The sequence below is a fragment of the Vogesella sp. LIG4 genome, from assembly GCF_900090205.1.
Lineage (GTDB): Bacteria > Pseudomonadota > Gammaproteobacteria > Burkholderiales > Chromobacteriaceae > Vogesella.
Genome location: NZ_LT607802.1, coordinates 701,020 through 715,745, shown reverse-complemented (window position 1 = coordinate 715,745; position 14,726 = coordinate 701,020). Strand labels below are relative to the sequence as shown.

13 protein-coding genes, 3 tRNA genes and 1 rRNA gene are annotated in these 14,726 nt (G+C 63.2%); 11 read left to right on the top strand and 6 right to left on the bottom strand.

The features are described 5' to 3' along the window. Positions 1-34: 34 nt before the first annotated feature. Positions 35-147: ribosomal RNA gene (gene rrf, locus PSELUDRAFT_RS03315) — 5S ribosomal RNA — on the top strand. 198 nt (positions 148-345) lie between these two features. Here rrf and PSELUDRAFT_RS03310 read toward each other — a convergent pair. Continuing rightward, complete coding sequence (locus tag PSELUDRAFT_RS03310; protein ID WP_088965496.1) at positions 346-1,224, bottom strand: DUF4743 domain-containing protein; 879 nt, start codon at positions 1,222-1,224, stop codon at positions 346-348. A 549-nt stretch (positions 1,225-1,773) separates the two neighbouring features. Next, positions 1,774-1,850, bottom strand: a tRNA-Arg gene (locus PSELUDRAFT_RS03300). Positions 1,851-2,001: 151 nt separating this feature from the next. Here PSELUDRAFT_RS03300 and PSELUDRAFT_RS03295 point away from each other — a divergent pair. Then, complete coding sequence (locus PSELUDRAFT_RS03295) at positions 2,002-2,739, top strand: cytochrome c5 family protein (protein WP_088965494.1); 738 nt, start codon at positions 2,002-2,004, stop codon at positions 2,737-2,739. 94 nt (positions 2,740-2,833) lie between these two features. On the opposite strand, the gene PSELUDRAFT_RS03290 is transcribed toward PSELUDRAFT_RS03295, so the two are convergent. After that, complete coding sequence (locus tag PSELUDRAFT_RS03290) at positions 2,834-4,852, bottom strand: UvrD-helicase domain-containing protein (RefSeq protein WP_088965493.1); 2,019 nt, start codon at positions 4,850-4,852, stop codon at positions 2,834-2,836. Between the two features lie 171 nt (positions 4,853-5,023). On the opposite strand from PSELUDRAFT_RS03290, the gene PSELUDRAFT_RS03285 reads away from it, so the two are divergent. After that, on the top strand, positions 5,024-5,842 hold the full coding sequence (locus PSELUDRAFT_RS03285; protein ID WP_088965492.1) for a symmetrical bis(5'-nucleosyl)-tetraphosphatase: 819 nt from the start codon (positions 5,024-5,026) through the stop codon (positions 5,840-5,842). A gap of 72 nt (positions 5,843-5,914) precedes the next feature. Here PSELUDRAFT_RS03285 and PSELUDRAFT_RS03280 read toward each other — a convergent pair whose 3' ends face one another. The 3 genes from PSELUDRAFT_RS03280 to mutM form a co-directional block, all read right to left on the bottom strand. After that, positions 5,915-7,207: a dicarboxylate/amino acid:cation symporter gene (locus tag PSELUDRAFT_RS03280; RefSeq protein WP_088965491.1), complete on the bottom strand. Its 1,293-nt coding sequence runs from the start codon at positions 7,205-7,207 to the stop codon at positions 5,915-5,917. 241 nt (positions 7,208-7,448) lie between these two features. Then, positions 7,449-8,213 carry a 1-acyl-sn-glycerol-3-phosphate acyltransferase gene (locus PSELUDRAFT_RS03275; RefSeq protein WP_088965490.1) on the bottom strand — a complete coding sequence of 255 codons (765 nt, stop codon included), beginning with the start codon at positions 8,211-8,213 and terminating at the stop codon, positions 7,449-7,451. Positions 8,214-8,271: 58 nt separating this feature from the next. Beyond that, positions 8,272-9,087 (bottom strand): bifunctional DNA-formamidopyrimidine glycosylase/DNA-(apurinic or apyrimidinic site) lyase, encoded by an 816-nt coding sequence (mutM, locus tag PSELUDRAFT_RS03270; protein ID WP_088965489.1) that lies wholly within the window; start codon positions 9,085-9,087, stop codon positions 8,272-8,274. A 69-nt stretch (positions 9,088-9,156) separates the two neighbouring features. On the opposite strand from mutM, the gene PSELUDRAFT_RS03265 reads away from it, so the two are divergent. From PSELUDRAFT_RS03265 to pth, 8 genes are all read left to right on the top strand, one after another. After that, the gene (locus tag PSELUDRAFT_RS03265) at positions 9,157-10,911 is read left to right on the top strand and encodes a tetratricopeptide repeat protein (RefSeq protein ID WP_088965488.1); all 1,755 of its coding nucleotides are present in this window, start codon (positions 9,157-9,159) and stop codon (positions 10,909-10,911) included. Then, a complete protein-coding gene (gene lolB, locus PSELUDRAFT_RS03260) occupies positions 10,908-11,489 on the top strand; it encodes a lipoprotein insertase outer membrane protein LolB (RefSeq protein ID WP_088965487.1) in 582 nt (193 codons plus the stop codon). The genes PSELUDRAFT_RS03265 and lolB overlap by 4 nt, the downstream gene beginning before the upstream one ends. After that, positions 11,486-12,340 (top strand): 4-(cytidine 5'-diphospho)-2-C-methyl-D-erythritol kinase, encoded by an 855-nt coding sequence (gene ispE, locus PSELUDRAFT_RS03255; protein ID WP_088965486.1) that lies wholly within the window; start codon positions 11,486-11,488, stop codon positions 12,338-12,340. Before lolB ends, ispE begins: the two co-directional genes overlap by 4 nt. Positions 12,341-12,347: 7 nt before the next feature. Next, positions 12,348-12,424 (top strand) — tRNA-Gln (locus PSELUDRAFT_RS03250). Between the two features lie 25 nt (positions 12,425-12,449). Continuing rightward, positions 12,450-12,526: transfer RNA gene (locus PSELUDRAFT_RS03245), tRNA-Gln, on the top strand. An 84-nt stretch (positions 12,527-12,610) separates the two neighbouring features. Further along, the gene (locus PSELUDRAFT_RS03240) at positions 12,611-13,594 is read left to right on the top strand and encodes a ribose-phosphate pyrophosphokinase (RefSeq protein WP_088965485.1); all 984 of its coding nucleotides are present in this window, start codon (positions 12,611-12,613) and stop codon (positions 13,592-13,594) included. Between the two features lie 61 nt (positions 13,595-13,655). Continuing rightward, on the top strand, positions 13,656-13,943 hold the full coding sequence (rplY, locus tag PSELUDRAFT_RS03235) for a 50S ribosomal protein L25 (RefSeq protein WP_088965484.1): 288 nt from the start codon (positions 13,656-13,658) through the stop codon (positions 13,941-13,943). An 82-nt stretch (positions 13,944-14,025) separates the two neighbouring features. Beyond that, positions 14,026-14,604: an aminoacyl-tRNA hydrolase gene (gene pth / locus PSELUDRAFT_RS03230; protein WP_088965483.1), complete on the top strand. Its 579-nt coding sequence runs from the start codon at positions 14,026-14,028 to the stop codon at positions 14,602-14,604. The last annotated feature ends 122 nt before the right edge of the window (positions 14,605-14,726 follow it).

Sequence of the window (14,726 nt, the reverse complement as noted above, 5' to 3'; positions counted from 1 at the left end):
TGGTAAGGCTTCGACAGTTTGATGACAGTTTATGTCTGGTGGCCATAGCGAGGTGGTCCCACGCCTTCCCATTCCGAACAGGACCGTGAAACGCCTCAGCGCCGATGATAGTGCGGATACCCGTGTGAAAGTAGGACACCGCCAGACTCCCCCACAAGAAGCCCAGCTTGAGAAATCAAGCTGGGCTTTGTGCTTTGCGGCGTGGGCCAGCATTTACCGCAGCGCCCGCGCCCTCATCCCAGCCCGACGACACCGCCACCCTTGCGGCCAACGTTGGCCGTAGATTCGCATCAGTCAAACAAAAAGCCCGCTGATGCGGGCTTAGTAGCGTGCGCTGCGGGCTGATCAGCGAATGGCGATATCGCTGCCTATCGGGGCGCGTACTTGCGCCAGCAGGGCATCGAGTGCCGCGTCCTGGCCCCAATAGCCAAGGCGCGCCATACAGTCGATGGCGGCCAGGGCGGCATCGCTCATGAACTGCCCGTTGATGAGGTGTTGCTCCACTTCTGCCAGCGGCATCAGCAGGTGGGCTTCCACTTCTCCATCCTGATTCTGCGGGATTTCCTGCGTATCCAGCCAGACGTCGAAGACGTGCAGCCATTCGCGGTGCAGGCCACGGGCTACCGGGCGCTCGGCCAGCAGCAGGGCGGCCTGTGGCAGCAGTTCGAGCTTGCTGGCCGGAATACCTGCTTCTTCCCAGCCTTCGCGCTCCAGTGCCACCTGCAGGGTTTCTCCGGCGGCAATGCCACCACCCATCAGGTTGTCGAGGCGATTCGGGGCAACGTCCTTGAACGGGCTGCGTCTGCCGATCCACATGCGGATTTCGCCATCCGGCATGCGGGTGAGGCCATTCAGGTGTACGGCGCGGCTGGTGAGACCCAGCGGGCGGAATGCAGCGCGCTCCATTTCAAAACAGGGGGTGCCGTCCTGGAAATAGGCCATGAATTTCTCGTTGCGCCAACCATTCAGCCAACCGGCATCACGCCACTGGGTGGCGGTCTGGGCAAGCTGGCGGCTGCGTTCGGCAAAATCATGCGCAGCGGGTAGCGCGGTCAGTACACCTTGTTCCAGGCGGAACAGCGAACTATATTCCGCCTGCAGCCTTTGCAGCCACTGCTGGTTGACGCAGCCCAGGGGCTCGCCTGCGACATGGAGCGGAACGAAGCCGGTCTTGTCGTATTCGATCATCTGCTGTAAAGCACTGGCGACCGCTCGCGCTTGCATGATTTACCCACCAGGTATTAAACGAAGGCGACATCTTACGGAGAAAATGCCGGGCCGTGGGGCTTGGCCCCCGGTTTTGCAGTATTTTGCGCTGTGAATGGCTGGTGGGTGTTGCATGCTTGCTCGCCGGCTTGTGGTGCAAGTGCTGCAGCACTTTATGATTTTGTAATGAGAATGGCCGCCGGAACGGCGTTTGTTTGGCTGATTGTTCGACAGGCAGCTGGGCCAAGGTATCTTGCTTATCGAGTTTGTCATCGAATCAGCCTACCGTTTACCAGGGCAAGTGTTGCAACAATACGGTGTGAATAACGATGTTTCGCCTGAGGCTGGTTTCCAGGGTATTTGGGGTTGATGAGGGGGCGCTGCATCCGACGCGGGAGCATGCATTACAGGCGGCGCAGCTGATGCTGCAGATTCACCGCCATCCGCTGCGAGCGGAGATTCGGCAGTATCTTGAATCGCAAATGCGACGCAGCAGGGTGGTGGAGGTACTGGAATCGGGGGGATAAATACAAACGCCTTGCGCATGGACGGCAAGGCGTGAGAGGGTGGCGTACCCGACTGGAATCGAACCAGCGACCTTCAGCTTCGGAGGCTGACACTCTATCCAACTGAGCTACGGGTACAAGCCGAGGCGGCAATATAGCTTATGTGCATCACTGCGTCCAGCATCCATTGCGCTGGCGCAAATTTGGTTCAGGTGTGTTTTGCCTCGTAAATAGGCTTTGCGTATAATTTCCCTATTTGCAATGTCATTATTCATCAGGTGAGGCTGGAATGAGCAACGAAACCAAAGCTCCAGGGCAAATCGTCGGGATTCTGCTGGGGGTTGTCGTATTGGTAGTGGCGACAATCTATCTGCTGGCCAAATTGGCAACCAGCGGTTTTGACGTCAATGCGGAAGTGATGACCAAAGAGGCCGTTGCCGCCCGCCTGAAGCCGGTTGGTGAGTCTGTTGCCAGCGATGCACCTCCGGGCATGAAGACCGGCGAGCAGGTGTTCAAGGCAATCTGTATTACCTGTCACGGTGCTGGCCTGGCCGGTTCGCCCAAGTTCGGCGATGCCGGTGCCTGGGGTCCGCGCGTAGCCAAGGGCTGGGAGATGCTGACCGACCACGCGCTGCATGGCTTCAACGCCATGCCGGCCAAAGGTGGCGCAGCTGACCTGACCGACGATGAAGTGAAACGCGCTGTTGCCTACATGGGCAATGCCGGTGGCGGTAAGTTCACCGAGCCGCCGGTTGGCGGTGCCGCTGGCGCCGCTGCGCTGGATCCGGCCGTAGTTGGCAAGAAGATCTACGAAAGCGTGTGCGTGGCCTGTCATGGCTCCGGTGCTGCCGGTGCGCCGAAGTTCGGCGACAAGGCTGCCTGGGCGCCGCGCCTGAAGCCGGGCCTGGACGAGGTGCTGAAGATCGCTACCAAGGGCCTGAACGCGATGCCGCCGAAGGGTGGTTACACCGGCTCTGACGCCGAATTCAAGGCCGCGGTGGAATACCTGACCAACGCTGGCAAGTAAGCCTGATTGCAAAGCAAACGCCGCGATTCATCGCGGCGTTTTCGTTTTATAAGGTTGGCCGCAAGCGTGCGGCCAACCCTGACCTGGCGCCGGCTTAGCTGTCGCCGCCCTTTTGCACCTTGCTGTCCAGCGAGGCCATCAGCCCGGCCAGCCGGCTCTTGCCCTCATTCTTGCTGACGATGGGCTCGGCACCCTTCTTGCCGAAGTGGCGCAGGTCGTCGCCGCTGATTTCGGCGATGAAGCGCGACGGCTCCACGAACAGCCATTCGCCACCGCGGCGGCGCTTCACGCAGTAGGTGAGGGTGAGGCTGCGCTGGGCGCGGGTGATGCCGACGTACATCAGCCGGCGTTCTTCTTCCACCATGCCGTTATCGACGGATTCGCTGTGCGGCAGGATGCCTTCCTCGCAGCCCACCAGGAACACGTGCGGGTACTCCAGCCCCTTGGAGGCGTGCAGGGTGGACATGTGCACCGCATCCACCTCGCCCTCGTCTCGGCCTTCCAGCATGGTGATCAGCGCAATGGTCTGGGTGAGTTCCAGCAGGTTCTTGCCATCCTGCTCGCCCTTGCGCTGCAGCCAGGCTACCAGCTCGAACACGTTCTTCCACTTGCTCTCCGCCGCCTTGGGGCTGTCCTCGCTGTCGTACAGCCAGGCTTCGTAGCCGATGGACTTGAGCATCTCCATGGCCAGCTCACCCGGCGGCTCGCGCAGCGCGCGGTAGGTCAGGGCATTGATGAAGCGGCAGAAGTCGGCAAGCGGCGCCAGCTGGGCGGCGTTGACCTGCAGCTGGAAACCCTCCTCGTGCGCAGCGGCGAACAGGCTGCAATTGCGCTGCCGGGCCCAGTTGCCCAGCTTTTCCAGCGTACCGGCGCCCACGCCGCGCTTGGGGGTGGTGAGTGCGCGGATGAAGGCCGGATCGTCGTCCGGGTTGGCCAGCAGCCGCATGTAGGCCAGCACGTCCTTGATTTCCGGCTTGTCGTAGAAACTCTGCCCGCCGGCCATCTGGTAGGGGATGCGCTGGTTGCGCAGCGCCTGCTCGAACACACGCGACTGGTAGTTGCCGCGATAGAGAATGGCGTAGTCCTTGAACTCGGTGCGGTGCTCGAACTTGTGCGCCAGCAGGCGCTGCACCACCACTTCGGCCTCGTGCTCCTCGTCCTTGCACATGACCGCGTGAATCTGCTCGCCCAGCCCCAGCTCGCTCCACAGCTGTTTTTCGAACAGCTTGGGGTTGTTGGCGATCACCGAGTTGGCCGCACGCAGGATGCGCGCGGTGGAGCGGTAGTTCTGCTCCAGCTTGATGACTTTCAGCCGCGGGAAGTCATGCTGCAGCAGGCGCAGGTTTTCCATGTTGGCGCCGCGCCAGGCGTAGATGGACTGGTCATCGTCGCCCACTGCGGTGAACATGCCGCGCTCGCCGGTGAGCAGCTTCACCAACTGGTACTGGCAGGTGTTGGTGTCCTGGTATTCGTCGATCAGCAGGTAGCGCAGCTTGTGCTGCCACTTCTGCAGCACCTCGGTATTGGTGCGCAGCAGTTCCACCGGCAAGCGGATCAGGTCATCGAAGTCCAGCGCCTGGTAGGCGGTGAGCGTGTCCTGGTAGGCCACATAGGTGGTGGCGGCCACGCGGTCGAATTCGTCGGCGGCGGCCACGAGCGCGGCATCCGGGCCGAGCAGGTCGTTCTTCCACAGCGAGATGCGGCTTTGCACCTTGCGCACCTCGTCCTTGTGGGTGGATTTCAGAATGTCGGCAATGATCTTGGCGGCGTCGTAGCTGTCCAAAATGGAGAATTGCGTCTTGTAGCCCAGGTGCGGGGCCTCCTGGCGCAGAAAATGCATGCCCAGCGAGTGGAAGGTGGAGACGGTGATGCCCTTCAGTTCGCGGCTGTCCATCAGCTTGCCGACGCGCTCCAGCATCTCGCGCGCGGCCTTGTTGGTGAAGGTGATGGCGGCGATGTTGCGGGCGTCGAAATTCGCCTCGCGCACCATGTAGGCAATTTTCTGGGTAATCACCCGCGTCTTGCCGGAGCCGGCGCCGGCGAGCACCAGCAGCGGGCCGTCCAGCGACTGGATGGCGGCGCGCTGCTGCGGGTTGAGTAAGGCAAGTGACATGGCTGTCGTCAATCTTTCATCGATAGCGCGCATTGTAGTGCCTGGCGCCGGGGGCGGCCATGCGCGCGACGGCGGGGCGGGCAATCCAGTATCATTCTTTCGCGGCACGAATCAGAGCCAGTGAACAGGCTCTTGGCCAAGGTTGGCCGCAATGACTGACAGGAAAACAATATGGCCACCTATGCAATTGGTGATCTGCAAGGCTGCTTCACCCCCTTCATGGCGCTGCTGCGCCAGATCGAATTCAACCCCGGGCGCGATACGCTGTGGCTGACCGGGGATCTGGTCAACCGCGGCCCGGAATCGCTGCAGACCCTGCGCTGGGTGTTCGAGCACCAGAACTGCGTGCAGACGGTGCTGGGCAACCACGACCTGCACCTGCTGGCGGTATCCGAAGGCTATGGCAAGGTACATGCCGACGACACCATCCAGGCGGTGCTGAATGCCGGCGATGCCAAGGTGCTGCTGGAATGGCTGCGCTGCCAGCCGCTGATGATCTACGAGCAGGGCTTTGCCATGGTGCACGCCGGCCTGCTGCCGGAGTGGAGCGTCAAGAAGGCGCTGCGCCTGGCGGAGGAAGTGGAGGACGAGTTGTCCAGCCAGCAGCACCGCAGCTTCTTCTCCAAGCTGTACGGCAACAAGCCCATCCGCTGGCAGGATGACCTCAAGGGCATGGACCGGCTGCGCATGGTGGTGAACGTAATGACGCGCATGCGCTTCATCACCCGTGACGGCGAGCTGGATCTGGCCTACAAGGGCGAGCTGGAGGGCGCGCCGGCCAACCTGGTGCCGTGGTTCGAGGCGGAGAACCGCCGCAGTGCCGATACGCCCATCGTGTGCGGCCACTGGTCGGCGCTGGGGCTGATGCTGTCGGAGGACATTCTGGCGATAGACAGCGGCTGCCTGTGGGGCGGCAGCCTCACCGCGGTGCGGCTGGAAGACAGGGCAGTGTTCTCGCTGCCGTGCCAGGCTTACCGCGACATCGCGTAAGGTTGGCCGCAAGCGGCCGGCACTCCAACAAAAAGCCCCGGTGCGGACACCGGGGCTTTGTCATGAGGGGCATCAGTGATACTGGTGCGAGGGCGAATCGCTGAGTGGAGTGGGGTTGGCCAGCTCGTTGTGCAGCTGGTCGATGTCCAGCGAGTTCTCCCACTTGGCCACCACCACAGTGGCTACCGCGTTGCCGATCAGGTTGGTGAGGGCGCGCGCTTCGGACATGAAGCGGTCGATGCCGAGAATCAGCGCCAGGCCCGCCACCGGAATCTGCGGCACCACCGCCAGGGTGGCGGCCAGGGTGATGAAGCCGGAGCCGGTCACACCGGCAGCGCCCTTGGAGGTGAGCAGCAGCACGCCGATGATGGTCAGCTCCTGGGTGAGGCTCAGATCGATATTGCAGGCCTGGGCGATGAAGATGGCCGCCATGGTCAGGTAGATCGAGGTGCCGTCCAGATTGAAGGAGTAGCCGGTGGGAATCACCAGCCCCACCACCGGCTTGGCGCAGCCCAGCTGCTCCAGCTTGCTCATCAGCCGCGGCAGCGCCGATTCGGATGACGAGGTGCCCAGCACGATCAGCAGCTCCTCGCGGATGTACTTGATCAGCTTCCACACATTGAAGCCGCAGGCGCGGGCAATGGAGCCCAGCACCAGGGCGATGAACAGCACGCAGGTCACGTAGAAGCTGCCCATCAGCGCAGCCAGCTGGGTGAGGCTGCCCACGCCGTATTTGCCGATGGTGAAGGCCATGGCGCCAAAGGCGCCGATCGGGGCCAGCTTCATGATGAAGCCGATCACCTTGAACAGCACGTGCGAGATTTTCTCGAACAGCGCCAGCACCGGCTTGCCGGATTCGCCCATCAGCGACAGCCCGGCGCCGAACAGCACCGAGAACAGCAGCACCTGCAGGATCTCGCCCTCGGCGAAGGCGCCCACCACGCTATCCGGAATCATGTGCATGATGAAATCCACCGTGCTCTGGTGCGCCGCGGTACTGGTGTACTTGGCAATGGCGCCGGCATCCAGGGTGGCCGGGTTCACGTTCATGCCGGCACCCGGCTTGAGCACGTTCACCACCACCAGGCCGATGGCCAGCGCCAGCGAGGTAACCACCTCGAAGTACAGCAGCGCCTTGCCACCGACGCGGCCAACCTTCTTCATGTCTTCCATGCTGGCAATGCCGACCACGATGGTGCAGAAGATGATGGGGGCGATCATCATCTTCACCAGCTTGATGAAGCCATCGCCCAGCGGTTTGAGTTTGGCACCGAATTCCGGCATGAAATGGCCGACGGCGACACCCAGCAGGATGGCCACCAGTACCTGGAAATACAGGCCGTGGTGCAGTTTCTTGGCTGACATTGCGCTCTCCGTGTAGCAGGCAGTGCGGCTGCCTTCTCTGTTTGCTTTATAGGAGCCTGTGCAATGTTTTTTTATGGCTGTGGCTGGCAGGGCTGGCGCAGTTGCCAAAAGACAGTGAACAGGCCCGCTGATGATGCTGGGCATCAGGGAGGCGCAAAATTGGGTATTTCCCGATCAGGGAAAGCCGCATTGCGGAAAACCCGCATGCGGCGTGCCGGCGGTGTGGCCTCGGAGGGAGGGCTCAGGCGTCGGCGGGCAGGTCCAGCGCGGCGGCAATGGCGCTGCGGGACGATTCGGACAGTGCGAAGCGGCTGGCGTCGGCGGCCGGCATGGCGGCGGTGAAGCTCAGCTCCACCACCATGGCGCGGGTGGACAGCACCGCCCACAGGCTCTGGCCGAAGCTGGTATCGCCGGCATAGGCGGCGGAGGCACAGTAATGGCCGCCGGGCGACACGTAGCGGATCGCCACCGGCTGCACCGTGGCGCCGGCCAGCCGTGCGGCTTCGAACAGCGAGGACTTGAACGGCAGTAGCCCGGTGCCGTCCGAGGTGGTGGCTTCCGGAAACACCGCCATGCAGTCGCCGTTGTGCAGTGCTGCGGCCAACTGTTTGTTCACCTGGCTGGTATCGCGGCGCTTGCTGCGGTCGATGAACAGCGTGCCGGCGCTTTTGATCAGGAAGCCGGCCAGCGGCCAGTCGCGCAGCTCCTTCTTGGCCACGAAGCGCGAAACCGTCACGCTGTTGAGCGCGAAGATGTCCAGCCAGGACACATGATTGGCTACCACCAGGGTGTGCGGCGGGTAGACGCCAGGCGCCTGGCCGGTCACCTTCACCTTGATGGCCAGAATGTGCAGCAGCTGCTGCGACCAGCGCTGGGTGATTACCGCCTTTTCCGGCTGCGACAGCCGCGGGTACAGCGTGGCAATGGTGATCACGCCGCGGAAAACGTGCGCGGCAAGACGGGCGATGCGGAGCAGGCGGACAAGCAGGGAGGTGGTCTGGTGCACGATGATGACAGAGGGTTGACGGTTAATGGCAGTGTAACCCGCGGCGATGGCAAATGTTTTACAGCGGCTGGCAGTGCGGACAGAAACAGGTGCTGCGCTGGCCCTGGCGGATTTCGCAGATCAGCGTGCCGCAGTCGTGGCAAGGCTGCTCGCGGCGGCCGTACACCTTGTAGCTTTGCTGGAAGTAACCCGGCTTGCCCTTGGCGTCGATGAAATCGCGCAGCGTGCTGCCGCCGGCCTCGATGGCGCGCGCCAGCACCGACTTGATCTCGGCGGCCAGGCGTTCGCACTCCTCGCGGCGCAGCGAGTTGGCCGCACGCGCCGGGTGGATGCCGGCGTAGAACAGCGACTCGTTGGCGTAGATATTGCCCACCCCCACCACCACGTGGTTGTCCATGATCAGCAGCTTGATGGCGCTGCCCTTGCGGCGGCTGGCCTGGTACAGCACTTCGCCGCCGAAAGCATCGGACAGCGGCTCCGGGCCGAGGTTCGCCAGCAGCGGGTGCGCCTCCACCGGCCCCTGCTGCCACAGCATGGCGCCAAAGCGGCGCGGGTCGCGATAACGCAGAACCGTTTGCCCCAGCACGATGTCTACATGGTCATGCTTCTCCGGCTCGGTGCCCGGCGCCACGAAACGCAGGCTGCCGGACATGCCCAGATGCACGATCAGCGTGCCATGCTCGAAATCCACCAGCAGGTATTTGGCGCGCCGGCTCACGCTGCGTACGCAGCGGCCGGCCAGCAGCGCCGGCAACTGCGGCGGAATCGGCCAGCGCAGGCGCCCCTCGCGCACGATCACTTCGCGCACGGTGGCGCCTTCCAGTTGTGGCGCGACGCCGCGGCGCGTGGTTTCGACTTCTGGTAATTCGGGCATGGCAGGATGGCATGAATAGTGTGAATGGCGTGGTATTCTACCCGCCTGTGATGAATACAGGTTCCGTGCATGAACGCTTTGTTCCGTCTGTTTGCCGTACTCACGCCGCTGGCATTGTCGGCATGTGCCAGCCTGCCCCACGCCGCGCCCGCGGCCAACGCCCAGGCGAGCAAGGCGGCCAGTGCCGCGGCCGACGACGCGCCGCCGCGTGATGAAGACAACCCGGCCATTCCGCACCAGCAACTGCGTGCCGAGTGGCTGTACGGCCTGCTGGCCGGTGAAATGGCGGCCCGCAACGGCGCCGCACCGCAGGCGGCCGAAACCTATATCGCCCTGGCGCGCGAAAGCCGCGACCCGCGCATCGCCCGCCGCGCCGCCGAATTCGCCATGTTTGCCGGCCAGCTGCAAAGCGCCACCACCGCGCTGTCGCTGTGGCTGGAGCTGGAGCCGACCGCGGACACCGCGCGTGAACAGCTGATCATCGCGCTGCTGCGTGGCGGCAAGCTGGCGGAAAGCCGTCCGCTGATCGAAGCCGAGCTGGCGCGCCAGCCGCAACGCGCCGCCGGCGTGTTCGTGCAACTGGCGCGCCTGGCCGCGGTACAGAGCGACAAGCAGGGCGCCGAAACCCTGGTCAGCGAGTTGGCCGCACGCTACCCGGACCTGCCGGAGGCGCATTTCGCGCTGATCGCGGTGGCCGCCGAGGCGGGCGACCAGCCCACGGTGGATAGCGGGTTCGCGCAACTGGCGCGTACCGCGCCGCAGTGGGATCTGCCGGTGCTGTGGCAGGTGGACCGCCTGCGCCGCCAGTCGGCAGCCGATGCCATCAGCTTCCTGAAACAGGAACTGGCGCGCCGCCCGCAGTCCAGCATCGAACTGAATACCAGCTATATCCGCCTGCTGGCCGGCGAAAAGCGTTTTGCCGAGGCCGAGGCGCATGCCGCCAGTATCGAGAGCCGCTTTGCCAACAACGGCGAACTGCTGTACCTGCATGGCCTGCTGGCCTACCAGACCGGCGAGCTGCCGCAGGCACGCAAACTGCTGGAAGCCGCGCTGCGCGCCGGCTACAGCGACAGCAATACGCTGCGCTTCACCCTGGGCCAGCTGGCCGACGAACTGAAGCAGCCGGCAGAAGCCCGCCGCTGGTATATGCAGGTGGATGGCGGCGACAGCCTGTTGCAGGCACGGGTGCGTGCCGCGCAGATCCAGGCTGCCGACGGCCAGTGGCGCGAGGCCATCGACAGCCTCAACAACCTGGCCGAGCAGCAGGCGGACAGCGAGCGCATTGCCGAAGCGCAGGCCATGCTGGCGCGAGACGCCAAACAGTACGATGCCGCCCTGGGCATTCTTGGCGGTGCGCTGAAGCAGGACCCGGAACAGACCGACCTCTTGTACGAGCGCGCCTTGCTGCTTGATCAGCTGGGCCGTTCCGCCGAGGCGGAGCAGGATCTGCGCACCGTGGTGCGGCTGAAGCCGGACGATGTGCAGGGCCTCAACGCGCTGGGCTACGTCATGGCCAACCGCGGCGTGCAGCTGAAAGAAGCACAGAGCTACATCCAGCGCGCGCTGAAGGCCGAGCCGGACAATGCCATGATTCTCGACAGCCTGGGCTGGGTGCTGTTCAAGCAGGGGCTTGCCAGCGAGGCGTTGCCGCATCTGCAGGCCTCCTATGCCCGGTTGCCGGATGCCGAAGTGGCCGCCCACCTGGGCGAGGTGCTGTGGTCGCTGGGCCGCAAGGATGAAGCCCGGCATGTCTGGGACGAAGCCCGCAAGAGCGCGCCGGACCACCCGGTGCTGAAGGAAACCCTGGACCGCATCAAACCATGAAGTTAGCCCACTGGCTGGTGTCGGGTTGCCTGCTGCTGCTGGCAGCCTGCGCCACCACCCCGGAAGTAAGCCATTCCATGTCGGCCCCTGCGGCCAACGTTGTCGACAGCCCGTTCAGCACCAGCGGCCGCCTGGCGGTGAACTACCAGGGCAGGGGGCAGCTTGCCAGCTTCGACTGGCAGCACAGCGCCGGCAGTGACCAGCTCAACGTCAAAACCCCCATCGGCACCACCGTGGCCAGCCTGCGGCGCGATGCCAGCGGCGTGCGCCTGCTGGCCGATGGCCAGGAGCGCCGGGCCACCGACGTGGAAAGCCTGACCGAGGACACCCTGGGTTGGCCGCTGCCGCTGTCCAATCTGGCCTGGTGGGCGCGCGGCCTGGCCGCGCCCGGCATCCAGGCGGAGCAGGCTGCGGACGGCCGCCTGCAGCAGCAGGGCTGGCTGATCCGCCACAGCCAGGACGCCACCACCCATCTGCCACGCCGGCTGGAGCTGGAGCGCGAAGGCCTGAGCATCCGCCTGGTGTTCTCCGACTGGCGCGGCAGCGACGCCTCATCCCCGCTTTCTACCCAGCCATGAATCTGCAATTCCAACGCTTTGCCGCCCCGGCCAAACTCAACCTCACCCTGCTGATCACCGGCAAGCGCGAGGATGGCTACCACCTGCTGGATACCGACTTCCGCTTCATCGATTTTTGTGACGATATCGACATCGCCGTGCGCGACGATGGCCGCATCGAGCTGGAAACGCCGACGCCGGGCGTGGCACCGGAGCAGGACCTTGCCGTGCGCGCCGCGCGTCTGCTGCAGCAGGCCACCGGCTGCCCGCTGGGTGCCAGCCTGCGCATCAGCAAGCGCATTCCGATGGGCGGCGGCCTGGGCGGCGGCTCCTCCGATGCCGCCACCGTACTGCTGGCACTCAACAAACTGTGGGCTTGCGGGCTGTCGCGCCAGGCGCTGATGGACCTTGGCGTGCAGCTGGGCGCCGATGTGCCGGTATTCATTTTCGGCCGCAATGCGCGTGCCCGCGGCATCGGCGAGGCGCTGGAAGCCATCGAATTGCCGGCCGCCTGGTATGTGGTATGCAAGCCACCGGTGTCGGTGCCGACCGGCCCGGTATTTCAGCAATTTTCACAAATGCTGTTGACAGGGGAGGCCCGGTTCTCCATAATGCGAAGCCTGTTCGGCGCAGCGCAAAAACAAAATGATTTGCAGCGCGTTGTAACAGCAATGTATCCAGCGGTAAATGAGGCTTTGAATCGATTACGTGAATACGGTTCGCCGCTGATGACAGGTTCGGGAGCATGTGTGTTTCTGGAGCTGCCAAGTGAAGATCAAGCAAAAACAGTATTCCAGTCCTTGTCGAAAGATATGGTCGGATTTGTTGCCAAGGGGTTAGCGACTCATCCACTGTACGACGGGGAAGCGTAAAGGATACTGGGGAGTCGCCAAGTTGGTTAAGGCACCGGATTTTGATTCCGGCATTCGAAGGTTCGAATCCTTCCTCCTCAGCCAAATCTCTGCATGATTGAACGGATACTGGGGAGTCGCCAAGTTGGTTAAGGCACCGGATTTTGATTCCGGCATTCGAAGGTTCGAATCCTTCCTCCTCAGCCAAAACACAGCAGTGAACTAAGAAAAAAAGCGTGTAAGTTTCCCTTACACGCTTTTTCTTTATCTCCCGATCCAAGGCATTGAGTTATGGCGGCTTACGACAGTTTGATGGTTTTCACCGGTACCGCAAATCCGGAACTTGCACAGAACGTGGTCAAGCACCTCGATATTTCCCTCGGCCGTGCCGACGTGGGCAAGTTCAGCGATGGTGAAGTGGCGGTGGAATTGCTGGAGAACGTGCGCGGTCGCGACGTGTTCATCCTGCAGCCGACCTGTGCACCGACCAACGACAACCTGATGGAAATCCTGACCATGGCCGATGCGCTCAAGCGCGCTTCCGCCGGTCGTATCACCGCGGCGATTCCGTACTTCGGTTACGCCCGTCAGGATCGTCGTCCGCGTTCCGCCCGTGTGCCGATCACCGCCAAGCTGGTAGCCAACATGCTGACCAGCGCCGGTATCGACCGCGTACTGACCGTTGACCTGCACGCCGACCAGATCCAGGGCTTCTTCGACATGCCGGTGGACAACGTGTACGCCACCCCGGTACTGCTGAAGGACATCCGCTCGCAGCGCATCGAAGACCTGATCGTGGTAAGCCCGGACGTGGGCGGCGTAGTGCGCGCCCGTGCCGTGGCCAAAGCGCTGAACACCGATCTGGCCATCATCGACAAGCGTCGCCCGAAGGCCAACGTGGCCGAGGTGATGAACATCATCGGTGATATCGAAGGCCGTACCTGTCTGATCATCGACGACATGATCGACACCGCCAACACCCTGTGCAAGGCCGCTTCCGCGCTGAAAGAGCGTGGCGCCCAGCGCGTGCTGGCCTATGCATCGCATGCCGTGTTCTCCGGCCAGGCCGTGGATCGCATCAACAATTCGGACATCGACCAGGTAGTGATTACCGATACCATCCCGCTGGTGGCTGCCGCCAAGCAGAGCAGCCGCATCCGCGTGGTATCCATCGCCGGCCTGATCGCCGAGACCCTGCGTCGCATCAACAACGAAGAGTCGGTGTCCTACCTCTTCAACGAAGAGCTGGTTTCGGCAGGCGCCGTCCTGCCGTAAACGTCGGCCCCACTGGTCGCGGTGGGGCGGGCGACTTTTAATGAAACTGGAGTAATACTCAATGGCAATCGAACTGATCGCTGCCAAGCGCGAACTGGAAGGTACTGGTGCGAGCCGCCGCCTGCGTCGCGCTGGCCAAACCCCGGCTGTTGTTTACGGCGCTGGCAAAGAAGCCGTATCCATCACCCTGGATCACAACACCATCTACCACGCACTGAAGAACGAAGCTTTCCACAAGGAAGCCATCGAACTGGTGATCGACGGTCAGAAGGAGCTGGTAAAAGTTGCCGACTTCCAACTGCACCCGTACAAGCAGCTGGTTCTGCATCTGGACTTCGCTCGCGCGTAATGCATGCGTGCCGCCCGGCTAGCCGGGCGCAGACAACCCGCTGACCGGTTACCTGGCAGCGGGTTTTTCATTGGAATCGAACATGGCGATCCGACTGGTAGTCGGGCTGGGCAACCCCGGCCCCGAATACGAAAAGACCCGTCACAACGCCGGCTTCTGGCTGGTGGATGAACTGGCCTGGCAGCACAAGGCCGGCCTGCGTGCCGAAAGCAAATTCTTTGGCGAGGCGGCGCGTGCCGCAGTGCCATCCGGCGAGCTGTGGCTGCTCAAGCCGATGACCTATATGAACCTGTCCGGCCAGGCGGTGGCGGCGCTGGCGCGCTTCTACAAGATCACTCCGGAAGAGATCCTGGTGGTGCACGACGAGCTGGACCTGCAGCCGGGCACCGCGCGGCTGAAGCAGGGCGGCGGCCATGGCGGCCACAACGGCCTGAAAGACATCATCGCCCGGCTGGGCAGCCCCAACTTCTGGCGTCTGCGCCTGGGCATCGGCCACCCGGGCGACCGCAACGAAGTGGCCAACTTCGTGCTGAAAAAGGCCCGCGCCGAAGAGCAGCAGGCCATAGACGATGCAGTGGCCAAGTCGCTGCAGGTGATGCCCAGCGTGCTGGCCGGCGATATGGCGGCAGCGATGAAGACGCTGCACACCGCCGCCAAGTAGCGAACGCTGACATGCGGCCAACGTTGGCCGCACATTGCACAAAATACAGGCAGCCGAAGTGCTAAAATCGCTGCCTTTGTTGCCCCGCCCGGCGGGCGGGCCGAACACAACGAGGAATTACC